Genomic DNA, 23322 nt, shown 5'->3' on the forward strand with positions numbered 1-23322 from the left:
CCAGTTTTTCTATACTACAGCATCCGTGTCAAATTCCAAAACCCAAAAACCTATTAATCAGACAATTGCCTTCGCGACCTCTATCCAGTATCGAACCCACTTTTTTTCAGGTTTAATATTTTTTAATAATTATTTATTGTTTTTCAATAAATACTTGTTGATATTTGAGCAATCAAAAAACATATCACTATGGAATGGAAGAAAAAATGGGAAACACAACCCGGACTCATGTTGATCACGGTCGTGATTTGGTCAGTATTTATCGGTCTCTGTATAGAGACAGGAGCCATCTTGTTCAATTTTGTCTACAGTCTCTTTAGGCCAATCGCTGCGCATAACCTCTACCAAGGCCTTGACCTCTCTGCACTGATGGCGCAGGACAAATGGCATTACTCAGGCGTACTGTCGATCATCGTGTACACAAATGCACTGAAGGCTTACATGTTTTTCCTGATGATCAGGATATTTCTCAAAATCAACCTGATGCACCCGTTCAGCGAGCAGGTTTCCGAACTGATCTCCCAGATCAGTCAAATCTCCATCCAGATCGCGGTCGTGATCATCTTCAACGGTGCCTACATCACATGGCTTGCAAAACGTGGATTTGAACTTCCTGATTTGGGAAGCTTCACCGGGGGTGCGTTCGAATACATCCTGATGGGCATCATCATCTATGCCATCTCCAAAGTCTTCAAAAGAGGCTTGGAAATCCAATCCGAAAACGAACTAACCATCTGAGCCATGTCGATCATCGTTAATCTGGACGTCATGATGGCCAAGCGAAAAATGTCGCTGAACGAGCTGTCGGAGAAGGTGGACATCACACTTTCCAATCTCTCGATCCTGAAGACAGGCAAAGCCAAAGCCATCCGATTCAGCACCTTGGAATCGATCTGCAAGGCTTTGGACTGTCAACCGGGAGACATTTTGGAATACAAGGAGGATTGAGTGGGCTTGTCGGTCTTTGGAAAAATCTCCAAAATCATGGGAATCTTTAAGCCCTGCAATGGGTTTTGAGATATCTTTGAAGCCAAATCAGTCGAAATGAAAAAATCAGAAATCAAGTTTGTAATCGAATTGGATGATAAAAATCTTCCAAAAAACATACAATGGGACGCTTCCGACAAAGAAGAGGACGGCATGGAAAACTCCAAAAGCATCAGCCTCAATGTTTGGGACAATCTCAACCAAAGCACGCTGAGGATTGACCTTTGGACCGACGACATGTCCGTGGTGGAGATGAAGCGATTCTATATCGACATCATCGGCGGCATGGCGCAGACCATCCTTAACAGCACCGGCGACGAGTACATGTCAGAGGAAATGAAGGACCTTTGCGACCGCATGGTCAAACACCTCAACGAAGAGACCAAAAACGCACAGAAATAAGCCCCAACCCCGCTTCGGCGGGGTTTATTGTTTTTTGCCACTCAATCCCATTTTTCATAGGATTTTACCAAGACCTGGCATTTTTCAATTTTTCAAGCAACCATTGACCGCAGATTTTCCCTTGAGAATGAGCCTGTTTCAATAATGGGCAGATTGAGGCTGATTTTCCAAGAAAAATATTTTTTTGCCATTGGTATTGATAATTAGTATTTTAATCTAAATTTCCCCCAATTCAACGATTGGAATTGTACAAAAAGCTTAATTCTAACAATTAACCCAATATACCTTATGCAAAAATTTACTGAAAATGTATGGCGCGTGATCACGATCATGCTCGTCGTAGTTTCCCTCAGTACCACCGCGGTTTATGCCCAAACGACAACCGTTTCGGGTACCGTAACCGAAGGGGGGACGAAAGAAACGCTCGTTGGTGTCAACATCGTGGTAAAAGGAAAAGTAGTGGGCACGATTACCGATCTCAACGGTAAATTTACCCTACGCGTCAACCAGGCACCGCCGATGACCCTGATTTTCTCCATGGTAGGATTTTCCAGCAAGGAAGTGGAGATCACCGAGGAAAATGTCAGCGGACTCAACGTTACCCTTGACGAGGCCTCAATCTTAGGACAGGAAATTGTCGTATCTGCTTCCCGCGTAGAGGAATCGGTCCTCCAATCTCCCGTTACCGTCGAAAAAATGGATATCATCTCCATCCGCGAGGCTCCACAGGCCAGCTTCTATGACGGCTTGATCAACCTGAAAGGTGTGGAAATGAGCACCCAATCGCTCACTTTCAAATCATTCAATACAAGGGGCTTTAACGCCAACGGTAACGTCCGGACCGTGCAAATGATCGACGGAATGGACAACCAAGCGCCAGGCTTGAACTTCTCGGTCGGAAACATCGTGGGTATTTCCGAATTGGATCTCGAAAGCTTGGAGCTGCTGCCAGGTGCTGCATCTGCGCTCTACGGGCCAAATGCCATCAACGGTATCCTCCTGATGAACAGCAAGAATCCATTCCAATACCAAGGCTTCTCAGCCCAAATCAAAACAGGTATCATGGACGAAGGATCGAGAATCCCCAATCCAACCACCGGTTTCTATGACTTCGCCGCCAGATATGCGACCGCATTCAGTGACCGTGTAGCCTTGAAAGTCAACGTCAACTACCTCCGCGCAGATGACTGGCAAGCAAACGACTTTAGGGACCAATCTCTCCTAAACGGCTCTTCAATCGAAGGCGGAACCCGCACCAATAACCCTGGCTACAATGGTGTCAACGTCTACGGTGACGAATCTGCTACGGACATGCAGTCAGTAGGTCGATCATTGGTAAATGCTGGCCTTCTTCCTGCAGCAGCATTAGGTTTGATTCCACAAAACGTACTGGTATCTCGGACTGGTTATAATGAGCGTGATTTGGCCGACTATGGCACCAAATCACTCAAGTTAAACGCTGCCCTTCACTGGAGAATCACAGACAAGACAGAGGCCATCCTCCAAGGAAGCCAAGGATTTGGTACTACTGTCTATACGGGTGCCGATAGGTATTCCATTGCTAATTTCAGCATGGGTCAATACAAGGCAGAATTGAGAGGTTCCAATTGGTTCCTGAGAGCCTATACTACCCAAGAGCGTTCCGGTGACGCATTCGCTGTTGGTATCGCTGCCAACGGGATCAACGAGACTTGGAAAGCAAGTGAGCAATGGTACGGTGAATATGTCGGAGCCTTTGTTCAAGCTAAACTCCAAGGCGCCCAAGACGCACAGGCGCATGGTGTCGCACGCGGTGTCGCTGATACAGGCCGATTGGTTCCAGGTACACCTGAATTCCAACAAGCCTTGGCCGCAACGACGGGCAGACCTATCCCAGGCCAATTCCTGACTCCACCAAGGCAAATAGGCTCTAAGTTTGTGGACAAAACCAATCTGTACCACTTCGAAGGCTCCTATACGTTTAAGGACATCAAATGGGCTGATTTCGTGGTAGGTGCCAACTACCGTATCTTCCAACTCAACTCAGAAAAAACACTGTTTGCAGTGGACGATGACGGCAACGAATTCAATATCCGCGAATACGGTGGCTATGCGCAAGGTTCCAAAAGGTTGATCAACGACAACCTGAAGCTGACCGCTTCTGTACGCTATGACAAAAACGAGAACTTTGCTGGACAGTGGTCTCCAAGGGTATCGGCCGTGTATACCGCAGGTCAGCACAACTTCCGCGCTTCCTACCAGACCGGCTTCCGTATCCCAACCACCCAAGACCAATTCATCGATTTAATTACGCCTCAGGCAAGATTGATTGGTGGTCTTCCGTTTTTCCGCGATAGGTACAACTTCGGAAGTAATCCAGTTTACTCTTTAGCAACCGTGCAAAACTTCGGTGCTGGAGTGCAGACCTGGGCCGCGAACCCACAAAATCAGGCTGCCGTAATGGCTGAAGTTCTCGCACTTTTCCCTCCCGGTACCCCTCCCAACGATCCGGCCGTAATGGCTCTGTTTTCACAGGTATTGCCTGTACGGGCTGCCCAGAATAACCAAGACAAACGCGTGGAATTCCAGCAAACCGAATTCAAGCCTGAAATCGTGCGATCCTACGAAATTGGCTACAAGTCCTTGTTGGCCAACAACAAGCTCTTGATCGACGGTTACTACTACTACAACAGGTTCGAGAACTTCATCGGGGGTCAGGTTTTGATCCAGGACAGAAATCCAAACCCACAAAACCCTGCATCTTCACTTGGCCTCAACCTGCTGAGTGCGAACACAAGAAACGTATTCTCCATGCCGGTCAATAGACCTGAAACCATCAAGTCCTATGGTTGGGCATTGGGTCTTGACTACCAGTTGCCAAAAGGCTACACCATCGGCGGTAACGTTTCATTCAACAAACTCGACAACATCGACGAACTCGACGGATTCCAGCCTTCTTTCAACACGCCTGAATACAGAACCGTCCTCAACTTTGCCAATAGGCAGTTGACCAGAAACTTTGGCTTCGGCGTATCTTGGAGATGGCAGGATGAGTTTGTATGGCAGTCTTCCTTCGTAGGCCCAGCTGTGTCTACCGCGGGACTATCCGTGATGCCAGCTTTCAGCATCTTCGATGCACAGGTATCCTACAAAGTCCGCTCCATCAAATCCATCATCAAAGTGGGTGGCAACAACCTTTTCAACAGTGGCTACCGTCAAGCTTGGGGTAACCCAACCGTCGGAACCATGTATTTTGTTTCGATCACTTTTGATCAATTCATGAATTAACCTTTTCACCAATTATGCCAAAAAAGCCGCTCCGTTAGGGGTGGCTTTTTTTGTTTTGTATGTTGGAAGGTTGAAAGGTTGGAAAGTTATTGGGTTATTGGGTTGAAAAGTAGGAAGGTTATTGGGTAACATTCGTCACAATGCCTGAGCGCATTTTTCCTGAATTTTGTCAGCAATTCCGGTACTTAAAGGTATGTGCCGGGATTTTTGTAACTTAATTGATCTCAACCAATGAATACCGCTTTGACAAAAAAGCTAAAAGCATATCTCCCCATCACGGAATGGCTTCCCAACTACAAGAAGTCAGATCTTCAAGGTGACATATCGGCCGGGCTGACAGTTGGCATCATGCTGATTCCCCAAGGCATGGCCTATGCCATGCTCGCAGGTCTCGAACCCATCCACGGCCTGTATGCAGTGACTGTGCCCTTGTTGCTGTATGCCATTTTCGGAACCTCCAGACAATTGGCCGTCGGGCCAGTGGCAATGGTATCCTTGCTGACCGCAGCAGGAATCGCCAGCTTAAATCCTGCATCGCCCGAGCAATACCTGCTCTACGCACTCACATTGGCCTTTCTGGTAGGATTGATCCAGTTTGGGATGGGCCTGTTCCGATTGGGCTTTGTCGTGAACTTCCTCTCCCACCCTGTCATCAATGGCTTCACCTCCGCGGCTGCGATCATCATCGGATTGAGCCAGGTGAAGCACCTACTGCGCATCAACCTGCCTAACTCAGAACACGTGCAGGAAATGATTCTGGCCATTTTTCAAAACATCGGGGACATCCATTGGATCACGTTTGGTATTGGTGTGATCGGGATCATCATCATCAAATACGGCAAGAAAATCCATAAAAGCTTCCCAGCGCCGCTCGCTGCTGTGATCGTAGGAATCGCCCTTGTAACGGGTTTTAACCTCACGGAACAAGGGGTAAAAATCGTCGGTGACGTACCCGGAGGCCTCCCATCGTTGACCTCCCCCTCATTCGATTTGGAAAGTTGGAAGACATTGATCCCAATAGCATTGACCATTTCGCTGGTTGGATTTGCCGAAAGCTTTGCTGTCGCAAAAACCATCCAAGCCAAACATAAAAACTATCGACTTGATCCCAATCAGGAGCTCATCGGCTTGGGCGTTGCCAACTTTGGGGCTGCCCACTTTGGAGGATACCCTGTTACGGGAGGATTTTCCCGAACTGCCGTCAACGACAACGCCGGGGCACGTACCACCTTGGCTTCGATCATCAGTGCACTTTTGATCGTGTTGACCTTACTTTTCTTCACCGGGTTGTTCTACAATCTACCAAGTGCGATCTTGGCAGCGGTAGTGCTCGTGGCCGTGTCGGGCTTGATTGATTTCAAGGAACCCGTACATCTCTGGCACAAGGACAAGGCCGATTTCGGAATGTTGATAGCCACCTTCTTGATTACCCTCACCCTGGGAATCGAAACGGGAATCATTTCCGGTATGGTACTCTCACTTTTGGTGGTAATCTACAAAGCCTCAAGGCCACATATCGCCCAATTGGGCAGGGTGCCGGGCACCAATATCTTCCGGAACGTCAGCAGATTCAAAAACCTGGAAATCCGCGAAGACCTGCTCATGGTCAGGATCGACGGCCCAATTTACTTTGCCAACGTGGAATTCATCAAAGACCGCATCGACCATTGGTTGGAGGAGAAAAACGGCAAGACCAAAATGCTGGTCTTCAACATGGAGAGCGTCACCAACATAGACAGTACCGGTGCCCATGAACTCAACGAATGGATCACTTACTGGCGAAAAACGGGAATCGACGTCAGCATGACCAGCATCAAGGGTCCCGTCCGAGACGTACTCAGCCGTTGGTCTTTGCTGGAATTTGTCGGACCAGACCACATATTCATCGACGACATTTCGGCCCTATCAGCCTATGACCATGTCATCGACGAAGATGCCTTGGGAAAATATTCAACCTATGCCACCCAAACCAATCCAAAGTAATGTGCCGCACAGATATCAACGAATATTTGGAAAACAACCGCCATTGGGTGGCTGATGTCCTCGCCAAAGACAAAACCTACTTTGACCAACTGACATCGGGACAACAACCCAGTGCGCTATTGCTGGGCTGCTCGGACAGCCGCGTCTCCCCTTCTATGGTCCTCGGGACGAATTTGGGCGAGCTTTTCATTCACCGCAATATTGCCAATGTGGTCTCCCACACGGACCTCAATTTCCTATCAGTGATGCAATATGCCGTGGAGAGTCTCGGCGTCAAGGATATCATCGTTTATGGCCACTACGGCTGTGGCGGCATCCGCGCGGCTTACGAAAACAACAACAATGGCCTTATCGACAATTGGCTGGCCAATATCAAGGATGTCATCCGCCACCATCAGTCCGAACTCGACGCGATCGCGGATACCGATGAGCGGCTCAACAAACTCGTAGAACTCAATGTTTTGGAACAGATCGCCAACATCAAGCAAACTTCTGTGTACAAAAATGCCCTGGCCAATGGAAACAAAATCCTGCTACACGCTTGGGTATTTGACTTCTCCACCGGACTCGTCCACGACCTGAAGAAAAAATACAACATTACCCCAAGTATAGCTTAGTGAAATCAATACCGTGATCATATTCCCCAGCCCGGACACCAAATGCCCGGGCATTTTTTTTCGATATGCTTGAAATCGAAAGACCTCAGGAAATCAACTCCTCAAAATCGTCACGCACATAAATGACGTTTCTACCCAATTCGATCCATTTCTTCTTCTCCAGTTGTTTGAGCAATCTTGAGATGACTTCCCTAGAGGTCCCGAGTTCATTGGCAATCTCCTGATGGGTGGTATGGAGCTCGTTGGTCTTGTGCTGCTTCATCTTTGTAACGATAAAGCGCATCAGCCTTTCGTCCATTCTTTTGAACGCTACGGCATCCAAAGCCACGAGCATTTCATGGAATCGAGTCTGATAGGTTATCGCTACAAAATCCTTCCATTGCTTGTACTGGTCGGACCACTCTTCGTGCTTTTCTATCGGCACGGCGAGTAGTTGGGTGCGCTCCTCGGTAACCGCTTTTATTTCGGAAGGACGGGAGGCCGTACAACAGGTCAAAGACATGGCACAAGTCTCGCCAGGCTCGAGAAAATACAGGAAAAGCTCTTTTCCGTCCTCATCCATCCGAAGGATTTTGATGGAGCCTTCCAATACGATCGGCACCATTTTGACAAATTGCCCAGGTTCGGTAATGACCTTCCCGGGCTGTAGATCCATGATTTTACCGTGGTTCAACAATGCCTGCAAAAGTCCCGGGTCTGTGATGTTGGGGAGTTTCTGTTTGAGTTCTTCTATATCCATTGCCATAGTTGCCAAAAATATCTTGAGCCGGAGTTCAATTTAGTGACATTGCTCACAAAAAAAAAGGCAAGCCCGCTGAGCCTGCCTTTTTCCACATCAGTAACCCTATTAATCTATGTACCAAAACCACCGTCGATCACATATGTCGATCCAGTGATGAAACTGCTTTGATCCGAGGCCAGAAAGGTGGCCAAGTTGGCGATATCCTCGTTGACGGCATACCTGCCCAAGGGGATCATCTTTTCAAATCCCTTTTTGACTTCGGCGCCGGCACCCGGTGCGAAACCTTCTTCCAAAGACCGCATCATGCGGTTATCAACAGGGGAAGGATGGATGGTATTGACCCGGATGTTGAACGGTGCCCCTTCCAAGGCAGCCACGCGCATCGTTCCGATGACTGCATGCTTGCTAGTCGTGTAGGCCATCATCTGGGCGGTGCCCTGAAGTCCTGCGACAGAAGAGGTGATGATCACCGAACCGCCTCCCGACTGCTGGAGATAAGGAAATGAATACTTCAAACCAAGCCATACACCCTTGGTGTTGATCGCCAATACTTTGTCGTAAATCTCTTCGGGATACTCGGTCAACGGCTTCACCACGCCTTCATATCCCGCATTCAGAAAGACGATATCCATGCTGCCAAAAAGCTCCTTAGCCTTATCACAATAAGCCTTCACCTCCTCGGTCTTGCTCACATCAGCGGGATAAACATGGACTTTATCGGAGCCCAAATCCTTTTTCGCCTGCTGCAGCCCTTCGGAATTCAAATCCACCAGCAGGATCCCCGCTGCCTGCTCCTCCAAAAACCTTTTTGCGGTTGCTTTACCAATCCCCCCGGCCCCGCCGGTGATGATCGCATACTTCCCTTTCAGTGTCATGGCTCAAGATTTATTGATGACCGAATTTACCCCAACAACCAGATTTTTGGAAAGAAAACAATCATAGAAGTAGATGATTTTCATCATGTTAAAAGGAAAAAGAAATACAGAAATTCACTTTTGTAAATCAAAACCCCGATAGCCATGAAACGGATCATTGTCCCCATTGACTTCTCTTCGTTTTCGGAAAATGCTTTTCTGACGGCGCTTAAGCTTGCCGAAAAAACCAAAAGCAAAGTCACCTGCATCAACGTCGTCAGCACCTTGCTGGACTGGAAATTCCTTTCCAAGGAACAAAAAGCCCACCACCAAGACATACTCGATTTGGAAACAGAGGCGAAGGAAAAAATGAAAGAATTCCTTGCAGGGCACAGAATGCATGCCGTGACGGTGGAAGCTGACGTAGAAATTGGCGTTCCCAGGCAAGTGATACTCGATGCCGCCGACAGCATGAAAGCTGACCTCATCGTCATCGGTGCCTACGGAAAAGACTACCAAGAAGGCAAGGTCTTGGGCTCAAACCTGCAGTTTATCCTCAGAAACGCAAACTGTCCCGTATTGGCAGTCAAACAGGTCATGAGTGGCAACGACCTGAGGAAAGTCGTATTCGCCTCCCTGTTCAACGAAAGCTCAAAACCCGCTTTTGCCAAAATCAAGCAGATTCTTAAAAACTTCAAATCATCGGTGCATTTCCTGATGGTCAATACGCCGTCCAATTTCGTGGATAGCATCACAGCGGAATCTACCATGCATGCCTACGCCAAAGGCAATGAAGACCTCGTGATACACCACCATGTATTCAACTATCCCGAAACCGAAAACGGCATCGTAGAATTTGCAAAATCCAGAAAAATGGGCTTCATAGCCATTGCTTCCGGCAACCGCAAAGGCTCGGCTTACTACCAAGTAGGCGTGACGGATACGGTACTGTTCAAAACCGACCTACCGGTCTTGAGCGTGAAAATCGACTAGGCTTTTTTCAATCAATATAAACCCAAATTACCCAGCCTCCAGAACCATACCTGGAGGCTTTCTTCTTTCCTCCATTTTAATAAGCCTGCAAGAAAATTTTATCTGCCGATATCAATCACGTCCTTTTTCAGGTGCTTCCAGTGGATGACAGCACTACAAAGATTGTCCAATCCCGAAACGACCTGCTTGATGACATTGTTGAGGGTAGAAATCGGATATTCGATCGGTTGGACTTTCAGTTCCTGGTACAGGTCCGCCATCCAAACCTTATATTGCTTGGCATTTTCCCCAATCCAATCGGGGGCCTTTTCCGGGACCTTCTCCAGCTTCATGTAGTCTTCCAAAACATCCAGAAAATCCATGGTATAGTTGCGAAGCTTGCCATGAACCGCAATGACTGCGCGATCCTCCTCATCCTCCATGTCACGGATATTGTGCATCACATCCTTGATATCCTTGGCAGAATAGACCAGCGTCCGCAGCGCCAACTGCAATGCGGTAAGTTTTGTGGAATCCTCTACACTGAGACTCTCCTCCTGCAGGGCGATCTGGTATTTGGTGATTTCGTCCTCCAATGACTTGATTTGGTGGTATTCATCCATCAAGTTAACAGGTTTGTAAAGGATTTTTCTCCAAATCGACATCCCATCCTGTGATGCATCTCCCCCATCCCATACGTTGATGATGAAGTTGAGCGTCCTGTCAAACACCAACTGGATCTCCTTTTCCAATGCATTGAGCGCAACATCGGGCACCTTGGGGCTTACATTCTTGATAAACTGGGTGAAGCCTTTTGGCTCCGATTCGGCAAACCACTTTTTGAGCCAATTCTCATATTGGGGTACAAATGGAAAGAAAACCACAATTCCCAACAGATTGAACAGGGTATTGAACATCACCAATTCAATCAGCGGATCCTCGACCGAGAAGGCCCGCATGCTGAAATCCACCAACTCATCCACAAAGAAAAATACCAAAAGTCCGGTTGCCACATTGAAAACAAAATGCGAAAGGGCCAGTCTTTTCTTGTCTGCGGTTCCGCCCAAAGCACCGATGCCGACGGTGACAGTCGTCCCGATATTGGCGCCGATGATGAGGATGGCACCTTGATGCAGACCAATCATGCCCGCACTCATGGCGCTCAGGATAATGACCACCATCGCCGAACTCGATTGGATCAAGGCCGTAACCACAATGCCCACAACCAAAAAAGCAAAATTCCCGAATGCCGCGATTTTCTGTAAATCCAACTGGTAGGCGATCTGTTCGATGGAAGTCTTCATAAAGTCCAAACCAAGAAACATCAACCCAAATCCCAGCAGCAACAAGCCTATGTTCCGCAATTTGATACGGGATTCGAAAAACAGGTACAGGAGAATCCCGATCCCCAAAAACGGCGTCGATATGGACTCCACGCTCATCTTGAACCCAAGAGTCGCTACGATCCATGAGGTCATCGTCGTCCCGAGGTTTGCGCCAAGCATCACGCCAATGGCATTTCGCAAACTGAGCACACCCGCACCCAAAAAAGCCAACACCATCAAGGTGACCAAGGAACTGCTTTGCAAAACGGCCGTCACAAGCGCTCCGAACAATACGGCACTGAGTGTATTGCTTGTGAAGCGCTGCATGCCGTTTCGGAAAGCCTTGCCGGCCATTTCCCGAATGGCACTTTCCAGCTGATGCATGCCCCACATAAACATTCCGGTACCAGCCAGAAATTTCCAGAAATCAAAACTTTCCTGATCCATGACGATTGTACAGCCTTACCAAATATAACCACAAGGGGCGAAAAATGGGCGATCTAGATAGACAATCAATCGCCTTTTTGCGGTACTGGGTGGAAGGAAAAGAAGGAGTTAAGGGCTGACCCAACATTCTCCGCAATGCTTCCTCAGGACACAATAAAGTCGAAGAAGGTGAGTTTGCTGCAAAAGCATACGCCAAGCTGCACGTCTACATGAATTCAACAAACAGCATGGAATCATCCCAAAATATCAGCCAATCCACGAAAGAGGTTCAAGGGGTACTCCGCCCAGCGGTTGCACAGGTACAGATACCACTCTTTGCCGTAGACCACATAGATGCGGCAGGGATGTCCGGCTTCTTTGTAGGCTTCGAATGCCTCATTGCAGATCCCAAGCAGTCGCTCCAGCACATAGTTTTGGGGCTGATGCTGGTGAATCAACTTTACCGTTTCCTGATGGATTTTTTCATCGTGCGAAGCGATGGCACAGGGATGGTCATTGGCCAAAAGCTGGTCGACATAGTTGAGGTATCGTTCATCCAATTCCTTTCCCCGTGGAATGGAAAGACCGCTGGGTGTGTCGTAGGCGCCTTTGACCAAGCGGATACTTCCGGGTAGTTGGAGGATTTCCTTGAAGTCATCGGAGGTGCGGTGGAGATAGGCCTGAATCGTGATTCCAAGGTTGGGGTGCGTCTTGAGCGTTTCCTTGTAAATGTCCAGAATCGCATCGGTTCGGTCGGTTCCCTCCATGCTGATGATCACTTCTTGATTTGATTTTGCAGCTGCACGGCAGAGGAGGTCCAGGTTTTCCATCGCCAATTCCCGGGATACAAGCATACCGATATGGGAAAGGTCCAAGGAAATGGAGGAATTGAGTCGGTGGGATTGGATGGCTGCTGCGAAGGCGAGGAATTCCGTAGTGGCTTCCCTTGCGTCCTTTTCATTTCGGATGCTCTCTCCCATAAAGTCCGTGGTCACCCGATATCCGGATCGGTTGATCCGCTGGATAGCGTGGATGGTCTCTTCGAGCGTTTCTCCGCCGATGTACCGGTTGGCTGCTTTTTTGAAAAGCTGAAATAGGGCCGGATTGCTGAGAATAAAGGCTTTCGCCTCTTCGTTGAGGGCGGCTTTTTTGAGGGCTTCTGAGCCGAGTTTTAGAAGTTCGTGATCCATGGTTCGCGTGGATTTCGTTTGGAGCCCGTGAATTTAATTCCTGTATTTTGATTTCAATGCTTTGGTATTGGTCTTTGAAAATATCGAAAACGCTATTTTTTCTCGGGATTCCCAATGGCACCATTTTGGTCATTCTTGGAAGAAAATCCAAAAATCGTCCTTCCTCCATATTTCCAGGAATCTTCATTTTCTTTTTGGATCAGTTCCTGGACTCCGGTATTGGGCGTAAAATTCTGTTCTGCCGCCTGTGCCAGCTCGCTCAGTTTCTTGATGGCCTGCTGCTGGTCGGTAGCGGAGATTTTCGCTTTTTCCACGGCATTGCGAAGCGTGGAAATCGTCTCATCATACACCTTAGTCGGTACGGGAAAAGGCTTTCCACCCTTGCTTCCGTGGGCAAATGAAAATCTTGCCGGATCGCTGAACCGGGAAGGCCTGCCGTGGATCACTTCACTGACCAAAGCCAAGGATTGGAGTGTCCGTGGCCCAAGCCCTTTGAGTTGGAGTAATTCTTCAAACGTTTGGGTTTGTGACTCTTGCGCCAGCCAAAGGATAGAGCCCAAGCGCTTCAAATCCACGTCCGCATCCTTGACGGCGTAGTAATTAGGCAACTTCATGTGGGGAATTTCTGCGAGGATTTTGGCAGGATGTTCTTGGGAAATGCTGATCATGGCTGTTTGGGTAGGCTTGGCTTGCCTGTCCACCAAATTCAAAATCTCTCCCTGATGATCCCCGCAAATCGCCGTGTGCGGTTCCTCCACAAAAGACTGCAAGCTGCTGGAGTTCCAATGGTACCTGCGGGCCCTACCGTCTTCAGGCTTCATGCCTTGTTGGATGACCGACCAATCCGCTTCATCGCTGACGAGGAAATAGTGCATGTAGACCTGAAATCCATCCTGAATCGCCGTGCTGTCCACTTTTGCCGAGAGTCGGCTATACCGGGCAAGCTCCTGTCCATCCAATCCGGTTTGATCGCCTACCCGGACGAGTTCAGCAGGGGTTTGAAGGGAATCTTTGCCTTTCCCTCCACACACATAAATTCCCAATTCCTTTGCATGGGGATTAAGGGATTTCTTCAAGGCACTCATCACGGCTGTGGTGACACCGGAGGAATTCCAATCCATGCCGATCACGGCCCCGAAACTCTGAAACCAGAAAGGGTCGGAAATCCGCCTGAGGAATTCCTTTTTCCCATACTCCATCAAGATCGTCTCCACGATGGGTAGACTCAGCCGGGTCATTCGATCAAATAACCAAGTGGGAATACTTCCTCCCATAAGTTTCAGGTCAGCCGTGCCGGAGCGTTTCATTGGAATGGGATTTTAGCCTTCGAGAGGCTCGCTTAGAAATTTCGCAAAAGGCAGGGTAAGTTGGTACAAACCCATGATTTGTTCAACAAAGTCGGGCTTGGTGATTTCAGTGGCCGGAAGTTTTGTCATCGCCAAAAACGAGGTATGGTACAACAAGGGTTGATGGGCTGCCGCTTCTTTAAACTCTTCCGGAATCCTTTTGATTTTGTCCCCCTGAATTTCTCCAAAGGCATTATTGAATTTGGGGTCTTGGATGATTTGCTCCAACTGCTCGGAATTTTGGGCAAGGTGGTGACGTACCTCAAGAAGTTCCTCTTTCTCCAGCATTTTCAACCCGGCAGCAACGATCACTTCCTCTGCCCCAATGCTGAGGTAAAGGCCCGGACAAGGATTGCTTTTCTTCCCTTTTTTGGAAATCACCGCAGACATTTCTGTCTTGTAAGGGGATTTGTCCGCACTGAATCGGATGTCCTTGTTGATTCGGAAGATCGCTTCTGAAGGAGAAATGGTGATCTCGGGCGTCAAGGCATTCATCTCAAAAATCAATTTGGAGATAAAGGCTTCGAAAGGCTTTTTGACGTCCTTTTCAAAATCTTTTTTGTGGGCGTTGAACCAATCGGTGTTGTTGTTTTCGCTCAGTTGGCTAAAGAAGGATATGTAATTGGAGGTGAACATGGTCATTATTTTTTAGAGAAAGTTTGGTCTCCTCCCTTTGGGTGTAAGTATCCAGCGAAAGGAGACCCTAGGTGAAACATCAATTTTTCATGCGGTAGCCTTTGGCCAAAAATCGGGAGGATGCCTCATCCCGCTTGGCATCATATTCGATCCCAAAGCCAGTAACCATGCGGTTGGCAAAGCCAAAGAGCGCACAAACAAAAACCACATCTTCGTAGTGCTTTTCGGTGTAGCCCAAGCTCAAAAAGGAAAGGATGTCTTCCTCGGTCACGGAGTTGGCCACTACCTTGTCAGCCAAGGCAAAAAGCGGTTTCAATTCCTCAGATGGATAGTCCACCAGACTTTTCACTTCTTCACCTCCGATCGCATAAGCGGTCTCCAAATGCCCCAAATGGCAGAAGGAGCAGCCAAATTGCTTGGAAACATACGCTCCTAGAAGCTCGCGGGTGAGTGGGGTGAAGGCACTCTCAGGATGCATGACCTCATGGGCCAGGTTGAGAAATGCATCGAATACTTTTGGATTTCGCCTGCCAATGGAGAAAATTCCATACTTCGCGGCGGTCTCAAATAGAGTAACTTCTTTCAGTTCCATAAATGTTTGTGTGTTTATTGATTTGGATTGTACACGACGGTTTAGCCGCAGTGAATCAATAACTGAACGTGGTTCATTTATGTTTTACACTCAGAAGAAATTTTGTAATTATTTTTTCAGTGACCTGATAATCAGATCAATAAAAGACGAAAAAAATGCATCGGTACCTTTATGGAGCTGAGTTTGGATGATGCTGGACTTTACATCAATGAGCTGGATCACGCCCACAGCAGAAGCCCAAAGCAGGAATGAAAACTCCGATTCATCGATATCCGGATGGATGTTTCCTTGGGCTTTTCCGGATTGGATGACCTCTATCACATATCCGGTGATTTTCCTACTCGCCACGAGGAGTTCCTCAGGCTCCTCCAATCCGGCATTGGTTTCGTAAAAGGAGACCAGTTGGTGGTAAAATGGATGCTCTTTGTAGAAGTTGAGGTAAGCCCAGAGCATCAGACTGACTTTTTCCAAAGCGTCCGCCGTCGATGCGCCACTCTCTACAAATTTCCGTAAAAGGATCTCCCTAGACTTGATCGTCAAATGCGCGATGATATCCTCTTTTTTGGGGAAATAGAGATAAATCGTACCCACGGCCAAACCTGCTTTTTTGGCGACTTGCGCAATGCTCAGGTTTTCCAATCCGCTTTCTTGGATAAGCTCTTCGGCGCAATTCAGGATGTCCTGCTTGCGGTCACCCTTGGCCTGGTCATTTCTTGCTCTTTTCATTTCATCCTCGGTTTCGATGGTGGGCTTTCCAAGCCGGCAAATAAAGCACAGCCAGGGACTTGTGGTTTTGCCAAGTGGTTGAAATTTCGATCATACGCGACTTCAATCCCACTTGCGGATCGAGGCCGTAAAGCGAAACCATAATTTGCTTCAGGTGATAATCGTCCACGGGAAAGATATCGGGGCCGCGGAGCGTGTACAGCAAAATCATATCGATGGTCCATTTCCCGATTCCTTTGATCGAAGATAGTTCCTTTTTGACTTCGATCTCATCCAGGCGTTCCCAATCAACTTGATTCCTGCTCCAAAATTCCAGGATATCGCTGATGGTCTCCTGCTTGTTCATCGAGAGCTTGACGTCTTGGAGTGCGTGTTCTTCGAAATGGGCAAAGTTTTCCAGATTCAGTTCGGAGAGCCTGGCTTTGTCCAACAGCTTTCGAAAGATCCCTTTGGTGCTTCTGTAGTGGATCTGCTGCTCGATCACGCAGCTCATCAAATCGTGAAACACATTGTGGGTGGATACCACCTCCGGCGCGGGAATCTCCGAAATGATTTTTTCAAGAATCGGATCCGATTTGGCCAATAAATCCAGTTTTTCGAGGTTCATCTTTCTGTAAAATATTAGCAGGTGCACCCAAAAGCAATGCGCAAGCGAAAAGGCAAACGAAAATTCCGCGGGTACCCCTTGCAAGTGTAAAATCCCCGAAACCACCCAAACGCCTCAAGGGCAAATTACCACGCTTTGAATCCCTTTTCATCAGCTTCACTTTCCTTTTTTTTCCCTTAAAGGTACAAGGCTCCAATTTGGTGTCATCAAACATTCATTCAACCGATGCCCAACACACCATTTATGCGAATTATTCTTGCGGTCGGAGTGGTCTACCTCAGTTGCCTCCCACTCCAGGCCCAAGAAATCCACCTCCACAGCCTCGAAGAGGTACTGCTCTTCGCCAAGACCAATGCCCCCGAGCAAAAGATCTGGAAAATGCAGGGACAGCAGCAAGATTATGCCCCCCGATTGAGCAGCGCCGAGCTCCTTCCAAAAGTACGCCTGTTCGCCACTTGGGACAACTACCTCCAGCTTCCCGTGCAGCTCCTGCCATCAGAGGCGGTGGGTGGCGAGCCAGGTACCTTTACGGAAATCCGCTTTGGCACCCAATTCCAAACAAGCACCGGCATTGAAGCTTCCTTGCCGCTTTTTGATCCTGAGCTCTGGAGCAGGATCAAAACGGAGCGCCTGCGGTCCCGCTACAACCTGCAGGATATCTCCCAACAGGAACAGGCTTGGACCGAGGACATTGCCAGGGCCTACTACCAGCTCCTGCTCCATCAGGAAAGCCGAAAACTTGCGGAAGCACGGCACCACCTGTCGGACTCTATCTACAGGCTCGCGGAAATTACCTACCAAACCGGGGAAATGGAGCCGCTGCCCTTCCAAAGGATCCAAGCAACGGCCCTTGCCGCCCAAAACGCAGTGTCCAGACAGAAAAAACAGGAGGAGAAGGCCAGGCAAACCCTGCGCAGCCTGATTGGCGCCGGAGAACTGATACTGCATTTTGACGAAAAGATCAAGGCATCAGAGCTGAAGCCCGCATTTGCGGACTATGAACTGGCGGCACTGCCCGAATGGAAAAAAGCCGATCTCCTGGTCAATATGAATGAACAATCCTGGAAAAATTCCCGGGCCAAGCACCTGCCGAGGCTTGCGGCCAGCGGACAGTTCTTCCAACAGGCCTTGGGCAACGAATTTGGCCTGCGCGAGGCCGGCACTTTTGAAGTCGGCGTCATTGGCCTGAGCCTGAATTGGGACATTTTCCAAGGGAACTTCAAAAGACTCAAAACCAAAACTGCCTATCTGGACTGGCAGATATCCAAAGAACAGCAACAGCGCACCCGTGAACTACTTACCGAAGAACGCGACCGACTCGAAACGGACCTGATCCAAAACCAAGGACTTGTGACAGGATTCGGACCGCTCTTGAACCTCTATGCCGAAAACTTCCGGTTGGCGGGTATTCAGTGGGCAGAAGGTCAGATATCTGTCGATGAGCTCCTGCAGGTAGAACGCGAATGGATCGAGCAACAGCAAGAATACCTGATCGCGCTTTCCGACCACTTTACTTCCAAAGCATTGCTTGCCATCCGAAACCAATCTTACGCAGAAAACCGATGAAATACCTATCACAAACAATCCGCATGACCATCCTTGCATCCGCTATCGCGGCGGTCATGCTCTCCTGCGCCGAGCCCAATACACAGACGCCGCAGACCAAATCCGTCACCGAAGCCGTCTATGCCTCAGGCTACCTTGAGGCGCTCGACCAGGCAGTGATCCGCTCCCAAGTCGAAGGGGTACTGCTGGAATCCTTCGTCAACGAAGGGGAGCGCGTCCGCAAAGGCCAGCTGCTGTTCACACTTTCCGGTGTCGCACTCGACAGTCGCCTCCAATCCGCACGGACCGCCTATGAGATTGCCCAGCGAAATGCTTCCGAGTCCTCGCCGGTATTGGAAGAAGCCCGTAAGGGTGTAGCCATCGCCAAGGAGCAATTTGTCGCCGACTCCCTGACTTGGCTCAGACAATCGAGACTGTACGAACAGAAAGCGGCTTCCATTTCCCAATATGAAAATGCCAAGAAGGCGTACGAATCCTCCCGCCAAAGCCTCGAGCGCAGCATCGTCCAACTCAAAGGCAAGCAGGACCAAGTGATCCGGGACCTCGAAGCCAGCCGCAAAGACCTGCGCATGGTGCAGGATGAATTGGACTTCTTCCAAGTAAAAAGCGATCGGGACGGGATATTCTATGAGTCACCGTTTTCTCCCGGAGAACTGATCAAAAAGGGAGACATCCTCGCCGTCATCGGCTCAGACCGGGGCTATTTGGGCAGCCTGAAGATCGACGAAAAAGACATCAGCCGCGTGAGACTCGGTCAGGAGGTCCTCTTGGAAATGGATGCCTTTCCCGACAAGACCTTTCGGGCAAAAGTCACCAAAATCTATTCACGAATCGATCCCGTCGACCAGATGCTGCGGGTGGATGCCGAGCTGAGCGACAGTCTCCCCGCTTCCCTGACGGGATTGGCTTTGGAAGCCAATATCCTCATCCGGGAAAAATCCGAGGCACTCGTCATCCCGGGAAATCTCCTGCTGCCAGGCGATAGCGTCTTGGTCTTCCAAGAAGGAAAAGAACAGAAAATCAAGGTACTCACCGGCATCCGCACGCTTTCGGAAGTAGAAGTATTGGAAGGGCTCAGCGCCGAATCAAACCTGATCAAACGATGAACGTCATCTTCAAAATCGCCAAAACCCACCTGCTGTCCAAGCCCAAGCAAACCATCGTCGCCATGCTTGGCGTGACCTTTGGCATCGGGATGTACATCATGATGATCAGCCTGATGACCGGGCTCAACAACTTCACCGAGGACCTGACCAAAATCGCCTCCGCAGACATCCGCATCTACAAGGACATCACCGAGCCTCGCGCCACGCTCCTGGATCGCGTCCGACCTGAGGGACTCAACCAGGTGCACAGCGTAAAGCCCAAAAACGAGTCCGATAAAATCCGCAACGCACGACAAATCGCTGAACTGCTCCGCAAAGACCCGGAAGTGATCGGTGTCGCACCACGGTTGACCAGTCAGGTGTTTTACAACTTCGGTCCGGTAAAGCTCAACGGCTCAGTCGCAGGCGTGGATATCCTCGAAGAAGACAAACTCTTTGACCTCAACTCCAAAATCAAGGCCGGATCGCTCGCCGCATTGAAAACCACTTCCAATGGATTGATCATCGGATCGGGCTTGGCCAAGAAGCTCTCCGCCAACGTGGGGGATTTGCTCATGGTCACTACGCCCCAAGGGGTGATCTACACCATGAAAGTCGTCGGCATCTTCCAGTTGGGACTCGGCGAAATCGACAATGTACGCAGCTATGCCAACCTCGCTACCGTCCAAAAACTCCTGGGAAAGGATGCCAGCTACATCACCGACCTCAACCTGAAGATCACCAACTACCGGGCAGCACGCCTAAAAGCAGAGGACATTCAGGCCAACTTTGGCTATAAAGCCGAGGATTGGGAGACAGCCAATTCTACCCTACTGGCCGGGGCCATCATCCGGGATATCATGACCTACTCGGTATCGATCACGCTGCTGATCGTGGCTGGATTTGGGATTTACAACATCCTCAACATGACCATCTACAGCAAGATGAAAGACATCGCGATCCTCAAAGCCACCGGATTTGCCGCCAAGGACGTCACGGGGATTTTCCTGACCCAGTCGCTGATCATCGGATTGGTGGGAAGTCTCCTCGGTTTGGTGGTGGGATATGTCTTTTCGCTGCTCTTGGCCCAAGTCCCTTTTGATGGCGGGGAACTGCTCGCTTTGGACTCCCTCCCGATCAACTTTGACTCGAAATACTACTTCATCGGCATCGTATTCGGCGTGCTGACTACCGCCGTAGCAGGATGGATGCCTTCCCGAAAAGCCGGAAAAATTGACCCCATCGAAATCATCAGAGGCATATGAGCGCAGACAACATCCTTTTGAAAACCCAGGGAATCACCAAGTATTTCCATGAGCCCGAAACATTCCAAGTCCTGAAGGAAATCGACATCGAGGTGAAGCGGGGTGAATTCCTCAGCCTGATCGGAAAATCAGGGAGCGGAAAATCCACGCTCCTCTACCTGCTCAGCACCATGGACATGGACTTTGAAGGCAAGCTACAGATCAACGCCGAGGAACTCACTGGGAAGTCACCGGATTACCTCGCCCGCTTCCGCAACGAACACATCGGCTTTGTCTTCCAATTTCACTTCCTGCTGCCCGAGTTCACCGCCCTCGAGAACGTGATGATCCCGGCGCTCAAGCTCAAGAAACATTCCGAGGAAGTGATCCGCCAAAAGGCCATGGAGAAACTCGACCTGCTCGGCATCGCCGACCAAGCCAAAAAAGCATCTTCGAGGCTTTCCGGCGGACAGCAGCAGCGGGCGGCCATCGCCCGGGCACTCATCAATGATCCCCTGCTGATCATGGGTGATGAGCCAACAGGAAACCTCGATTCGGTCAATTCCAACATTGTTTTCAATACCTTTCGGAAACTTACCCGGGACTTGGGCCAAACCATCATCACCGTCACGCACGACGATGATTTCGCAGCAAAGACAGACCGCATCATCGAGATGAAAGATGGCCGGATCATTTCCTAAATTCGGATTTTGGAGGCTTGTCAATGAAAGGGATGCGCAGCGCCAAGCCTATGTCCGGGGCTTTGAACGAAGCCTTGAAAACTGGAATTCCCTGTCCCCTCAGTTGACAGGACCAAAAAAAACACGTAACCTACGCCCTAAACGCGCAAGATGAAGATCAAGAAGAACATTTGGATCGAATATGCCATCATCGCATTCGTCACCCTATTCAGTGGATTGGCGCGCTACCTCCTGTGGGACGACTTGGGGCTAAAAGGCGAGTTTCCCCCGGAGACAATCGGCTTTTCCTTCCTGTTTTTGGTGCTGAGCTGGGAGTTTTTCAAGGGAATGGAAAGGTACCTGAACCGCGTGCTCCCCTATTCCAAAGGTTTGGCGCTGCGCATGGCTGTCCAACTCCTGATTGGGGCTGTCTACATGCTCATCATCAACAGGGTACTCTTCATGGTCGCTGGGAAATACCTCGAAGGATCGCTTTCCGTGATGTTCAGCATGACCACCTACGCCACCTTCGCGACCTTGTCCTTTCTGATCAACAGCATTTTCTTTGGAAAATATTTCTTCAACGAATGGAAAAAAAGTCTCCTCGATGCCGAGCGACTGGAGCGGGAAAAGACCCAAGTCCAATTTGACAACCTCAAAAACCAACTGAATCCGCATTTTCTCTTCAACTCCCTGAGTTCACTGCACAGCCTCATCATCGATCAGCCTGCGCTGGCTTCGGAGTATGTGACCAACTTGTCCAAGGTATACCGCTATGTGCTGCTGCACGAAAACAAATCGCTTGTACCGCTGCGGGAAGAGCTCGCGTTTATCGGACATTTTGTTTTCTTGCTGGAAACCCGCTTTGGCAAAGGAGTCGACATCTCCATCGATATCCCCGAGGAAGCCAAAAACGGGGGAATCGTTCCCGTCACGTTGCAGATCCTGTTGGAAAACTGCATCAAGCACAACGCCATCGATCCCGAAGATCCGCTGCGGATTGAGATTAAGGCTGAAGGGCAAACGCTCTGCGTCAGCAATTCGATCCATCCCAAGGTACAGGTCTTGGAATCCAACGGGAGAGGCCTCGCCGACCTCGCCAAACTCTATAGCTACCTCAGTCCCCAAGCCTTGGAGACCGAGTCCAGCCCGGGCAAGTTTGCTGTCATCATTCCTTTGATCCCCCAATCCTCCTGACCTATGAACGGCTTTTCCCCCAACGAACCGATCCGAATCCTCATCCTCGAAGATGAGCCCTTGGTGGCGGATGGCCTGAAAAAACACATCCTGGAGCTGCTGCCACAGGCGGAGTTATTGGCCATACTGCCGAGCGTGAAGAAAGCCTTGGATTGGTTCGAAAAGGACCAGGAGGTGGACATCATTTTTTCCGATATCCAGTTGGCGGACGGCATCAGCTTTGACCTGTTCAAGCGCTACGAACCCAAGTGTCCGGTGATCTTCACGACAGCTTTTGACCAATATGCGATTCGGGCCTTCGAGGTCAACAGCGTGGATTTTCTCCTGAAACCCATCGAAAAAAAGGAACTCCAAAATGCGCTGGAAAAGCTCCGCAAACGGCGGGAGTCCTTTGCCATTCCGGAGCTCCGCAGGGCCTTGGAGCGCGTCAAATCCGGAAAAGTCTACCTCGAAAGGCTGCTGGTAACCGTCCACAACAGCCTGGTGCCCATTGCAATCGCAGATGTTTCGGGCTTCGTGAAGGAAGAACTCATCTTTTTGATTTCCCGGGAAGGAAAGCGGTACATCACGGACTTTCAGACCATGGAGGAACTGGACAGCAAGCTGGACCCTGCGGTTTTTTTCCGTGCCAACCGGCAAACCATCATCCGCATCGACGAGGTCAAGCAGATCAAACCCACCTACAAGGGCCTTGAGGTATCCCTCAAAAACCCCCTGCTCCAATCCGTCGAAATCAGCCGCGAGCGCAGCCCCCAATTCAAGCGCTGGATGCTGGGGGGTGAGTAAGTGGGTGGGGAGGTGAGTTTCTGTAAGTTTCCCCTAAATAGTCCATTTCTTCTAAAAAAATAGCTGCCTCTTTGGTTCACAGGAGGCAAGGG

The 23322-nt window shown here is 49.5% G+C and carries 22 protein-coding genes; 13 read left to right on the forward strand and 9 right to left on the reverse strand.

The window, feature by feature from the left end:
- The first annotated feature begins 189 nt into the window (after nt 1-189).
- The 6 genes from C943_RS14690 to C943_RS14715 all read left to right on the forward strand — a co-directional run bounded on the left by C943_RS14690 (nt 190) and on the right by C943_RS14715 (nt 7256).
- On the forward strand, nt 190-738 hold the full coding sequence (locus C943_RS14690; protein WP_008629282.1) for a DUF2975 domain-containing protein: 549 nt from the start codon (nt 190-192) through the stop codon (nt 736-738).
- A 3-nt stretch (nt 739-741) separates the two neighbouring features.
- Nucleotides 742-948, forward strand: a complete 207-nt coding sequence (locus C943_RS14695) for a helix-turn-helix domain-containing protein (RefSeq protein ID WP_008629283.1) — start codon at nt 742-744, stop codon at nt 946-948.
- Nucleotides 949-1044: 96 nt separating this feature from the next.
- Entirely contained in the window at nt 1045-1389 is a 345-nt protein-coding gene (gldC, locus tag C943_RS14700) for a gliding motility protein GldC (protein ID WP_008629285.1), read from the forward strand.
- A gap of 288 nt (nt 1390-1677) precedes the next feature.
- Nucleotides 1678-4656: a TonB-dependent receptor gene (locus C943_RS14705; protein ID WP_008629286.1), complete on the forward strand. Its 2979-nt coding sequence runs from the start codon at nt 1678-1680 to the stop codon at nt 4654-4656.
- Nucleotides 4657-4887: 231 nt separating this feature from the next.
- Nucleotides 4888-6639, forward strand: a complete 1752-nt coding sequence (locus tag C943_RS14710; protein WP_008629288.1) for a SulP family inorganic anion transporter — start codon at nt 4888-4890, stop codon at nt 6637-6639.
- Complete coding sequence (locus tag C943_RS14715) at nt 6639-7256, forward strand: carbonic anhydrase (protein ID WP_008629289.1); 618 nt, start codon at nt 6639-6641, stop codon at nt 7254-7256. The genes C943_RS14710 and C943_RS14715 overlap by 1 nt, the downstream gene beginning before the upstream one ends.
- Before the next feature lie 85 nt (nt 7257-7341).
- On the opposite strand, the gene C943_RS14720 is transcribed toward C943_RS14715, so the two are convergent.
- Nucleotides 7342-7995, reverse strand: coding sequence for a Crp/Fnr family transcriptional regulator (locus C943_RS14720; protein ID WP_008629291.1), 654 nt, complete (start codon nt 7993-7995; stop codon nt 7342-7344).
- A gap of 113 nt (nt 7996-8108) precedes the next feature.
- Nucleotides 8109-8873 carry an SDR family NAD(P)-dependent oxidoreductase gene (locus C943_RS14725; protein ID WP_008629293.1) on the reverse strand — a complete coding sequence of 255 codons (765 nt, stop codon included), beginning with the start codon at nt 8871-8873 and terminating at the stop codon, nt 8109-8111.
- Nucleotides 8874-9017: 144 nt separating this feature from the next.
- Here C943_RS14725 and C943_RS14730 point away from each other — a divergent pair, with 144 nt between their 5' ends.
- A complete protein-coding gene (locus C943_RS14730) occupies nt 9018-9845 on the forward strand; it encodes a universal stress protein (RefSeq protein ID WP_008629295.1) in 828 nt (275 codons plus the stop codon).
- Between the two features lie 98 nt (nt 9846-9943).
- Here the strand turns inward: C943_RS14730 and C943_RS14735 are convergent, their stop codons facing one another.
- The 7 genes from C943_RS14735 to C943_RS14765 all read right to left on the reverse strand — a co-directional run bounded on the left by C943_RS14735 (nt 9944) and on the right by C943_RS14765 (nt 16672).
- Nucleotides 9944-11596: a Na/Pi cotransporter family protein gene (locus C943_RS14735; protein ID WP_008629297.1), complete on the reverse strand. Its 1653-nt coding sequence runs from the start codon at nt 11594-11596 to the stop codon at nt 9944-9946.
- 233 nt (nt 11597-11829) lie between these two features.
- Nucleotides 11830-12765 carry a proline dehydrogenase family protein gene (locus C943_RS14740; RefSeq protein WP_008629302.1) on the reverse strand — a complete coding sequence of 312 codons (936 nt, stop codon included), beginning with the start codon at nt 12763-12765 and terminating at the stop codon, nt 11830-11832.
- Between the two features lie 92 nt (nt 12766-12857).
- Nucleotides 12858-14072 carry a DUF763 domain-containing protein gene (locus C943_RS14745; protein WP_008629303.1) on the reverse strand — a complete coding sequence of 405 codons (1215 nt, stop codon included), beginning with the start codon at nt 14070-14072 and terminating at the stop codon, nt 12858-12860.
- Between the two features lie 12 nt (nt 14073-14084).
- Entirely contained in the window at nt 14085-14747 is a 663-nt protein-coding gene (locus C943_RS14750) for a DUF2461 domain-containing protein (protein ID WP_008629304.1), read from the reverse strand.
- A gap of 79 nt (nt 14748-14826) precedes the next feature.
- On the reverse strand, nt 14827-15339 hold the full coding sequence (locus C943_RS14755) for a carboxymuconolactone decarboxylase family protein (RefSeq protein ID WP_008629305.1): 513 nt from the start codon (nt 15337-15339) through the stop codon (nt 14827-14829).
- Nucleotides 15340-15447: 108 nt separating this feature from the next.
- Nucleotides 15448-16065, reverse strand: a complete 618-nt coding sequence (locus C943_RS14760; protein WP_008629306.1) for a TetR/AcrR family transcriptional regulator — start codon at nt 16063-16065, stop codon at nt 15448-15450.
- A 1-nt stretch (nt 16066) separates the two neighbouring features.
- Nucleotides 16067-16672 carry a DNA-3-methyladenine glycosylase family protein gene (locus tag C943_RS14765; protein WP_040480822.1) on the reverse strand — a complete coding sequence of 202 codons (606 nt, stop codon included), beginning with the start codon at nt 16670-16672 and terminating at the stop codon, nt 16067-16069.
- A gap of 243 nt (nt 16673-16915) precedes the next feature.
- Between C943_RS14765 and C943_RS14775 the strand changes: the two genes are divergently transcribed.
- From C943_RS14775 to C943_RS14800, 6 genes are all read left to right on the forward strand, one after another.
- Nucleotides 16916-18238 (forward strand): TolC family protein, encoded by a 1323-nt coding sequence (locus tag C943_RS14775; RefSeq protein ID WP_008629309.1) that lies wholly within the window; start codon nt 16916-16918, stop codon nt 18236-18238.
- On the forward strand, nt 18235-19344 hold the full coding sequence (locus C943_RS14780; protein WP_040480825.1) for an efflux RND transporter periplasmic adaptor subunit: 1110 nt from the start codon (nt 18235-18237) through the stop codon (nt 19342-19344). The genes C943_RS14775 and C943_RS14780 overlap by 4 nt, the downstream gene beginning before the upstream one ends.
- Nucleotides 19341-20588, forward strand: coding sequence for an ABC transporter permease (locus C943_RS14785; protein ID WP_008629311.1), 1248 nt, complete (start codon nt 19341-19343; stop codon nt 20586-20588). The genes C943_RS14780 and C943_RS14785 overlap by 4 nt, the downstream gene beginning before the upstream one ends.
- The gene (locus C943_RS14790; protein WP_008629313.1) at nt 20585-21268 is read left to right on the forward strand and encodes an ABC transporter ATP-binding protein; all 684 of its coding nucleotides are present in this window, start codon (nt 20585-20587) and stop codon (nt 21266-21268) included. The genes C943_RS14785 and C943_RS14790 overlap by 4 nt, the downstream gene beginning before the upstream one ends.
- 150 nt (nt 21269-21418) lie before the next feature.
- The gene (locus C943_RS21525; RefSeq protein ID WP_008629314.1) at nt 21419-22444 is read left to right on the forward strand and encodes a sensor histidine kinase; all 1026 of its coding nucleotides are present in this window, start codon (nt 21419-21421) and stop codon (nt 22442-22444) included.
- Nucleotides 22445-22447: 3 nt separating this feature from the next.
- The gene (locus tag C943_RS14800; protein WP_008629315.1) at nt 22448-23230 is read left to right on the forward strand and encodes a LytR/AlgR family response regulator transcription factor; all 783 of its coding nucleotides are present in this window, start codon (nt 22448-22450) and stop codon (nt 23228-23230) included.
- The last annotated feature ends 92 nt before the right edge of the window (nt 23231-23322 follow it).

Origin of the sequence: Mariniradius saccharolyticus AK6, assembly GCF_000330725.2 — a bacterium.
Lineage (GTDB): Bacteria > Bacteroidota > Bacteroidia > Cytophagales > Cyclobacteriaceae > Mariniradius > Mariniradius saccharolyticus.

Coding starts and splice junctions, on each gene's coding strand:
- C943_RS14690 (WP_008629282.1), top strand. CDS start 190: ATGGAATGGAAGAAAAAATGGGAAACACAACCCGGACTCATGTTGATC.
- C943_RS14695 (WP_008629283.1), top strand. CDS start 742: ATGTCGATCATCGTTAATCTGGACGTCATGATGGCCAAGCGAAAAATG.
- gldC (WP_008629285.1), top strand. CDS start 1,045: ATGAAAAAATCAGAAATCAAGTTTGTAATCGAATTGGATGATAAAAAT.
- C943_RS14705 (WP_008629286.1), top strand. CDS start 1,678: ATGCAAAAATTTACTGAAAATGTATGGCGCGTGATCACGATCATGCTC.
- C943_RS14710 (WP_008629288.1), top strand. CDS start 4,888: ATGAATACCGCTTTGACAAAAAAGCTAAAAGCATATCTCCCCATCACG.
- C943_RS14715 (WP_008629289.1), top strand. CDS start 6,639: ATGTGCCGCACAGATATCAACGAATATTTGGAAAACAACCGCCATTGG.
- C943_RS14720 (WP_008629291.1), bottom strand. CDS start 7,995: ATGGATATAGAAGAACTCAAACAGAAACTCCCCAACATCACAGACCCG.
- C943_RS14725 (WP_008629293.1), bottom strand. CDS start 8,873: ATGACACTGAAAGGGAAGTATGCGATCATCACCGGCGGGGCCGGGGGG.
- C943_RS14730 (WP_008629295.1), top strand. CDS start 9,018: ATGAAACGGATCATTGTCCCCATTGACTTCTCTTCGTTTTCGGAAAAT.
- C943_RS14735 (WP_008629297.1), bottom strand. CDS start 11,596: ATGGATCAGGAAAGTTTTGATTTCTGGAAATTTCTGGCTGGTACCGGA.
- C943_RS14740 (WP_008629302.1), bottom strand. CDS start 12,765: ATGGATCACGAACTTCTAAAACTCGGCTCAGAAGCCCTCAAAAAAGCC.
- C943_RS14745 (WP_008629303.1), bottom strand. CDS start 14,072: ATGAAACGCTCCGGCACGGCTGACCTGAAACTTATGGGAGGAAGTATT.
- C943_RS14750 (WP_008629304.1), bottom strand. CDS start 14,747: ATGTTCACCTCCAATTACATATCCTTCTTTAGCCAACTGAGCGAAAAC.
- C943_RS14755 (WP_008629305.1), bottom strand. CDS start 15,339: ATGGAACTGAAAGAAGTTACTCTATTTGAGACCGCCGCGAAGTATGGA.
- C943_RS14760 (WP_008629306.1), bottom strand. CDS start 16,065: ATGAAAAGAGCAAGAAATGACCAGGCCAAGGGTGACCGCAAGCAGGAC.
- C943_RS14765 (WP_040480822.1), bottom strand. CDS start 16,672: ATGAACCTCGAAAAACTGGATTTATTGGCCAAATCGGATCCGATTCTT.
- C943_RS14775 (WP_008629309.1), top strand. CDS start 16,916: ATGCGAATTATTCTTGCGGTCGGAGTGGTCTACCTCAGTTGCCTCCCA.
- C943_RS14780 (WP_040480825.1), top strand. CDS start 18,235: ATGAAATACCTATCACAAACAATCCGCATGACCATCCTTGCATCCGCT.
- C943_RS14785 (WP_008629311.1), top strand. CDS start 19,341: ATGAACGTCATCTTCAAAATCGCCAAAACCCACCTGCTGTCCAAGCCC.
- C943_RS14790 (WP_008629313.1), top strand. CDS start 20,585: ATGAGCGCAGACAACATCCTTTTGAAAACCCAGGGAATCACCAAGTAT.
- C943_RS21525 (WP_008629314.1), top strand. CDS start 21,419: ATGAAGATCAAGAAGAACATTTGGATCGAATATGCCATCATCGCATTC.
- C943_RS14800 (WP_008629315.1), top strand. CDS start 22,448: ATGAACGGCTTTTCCCCCAACGAACCGATCCGAATCCTCATCCTCGAA.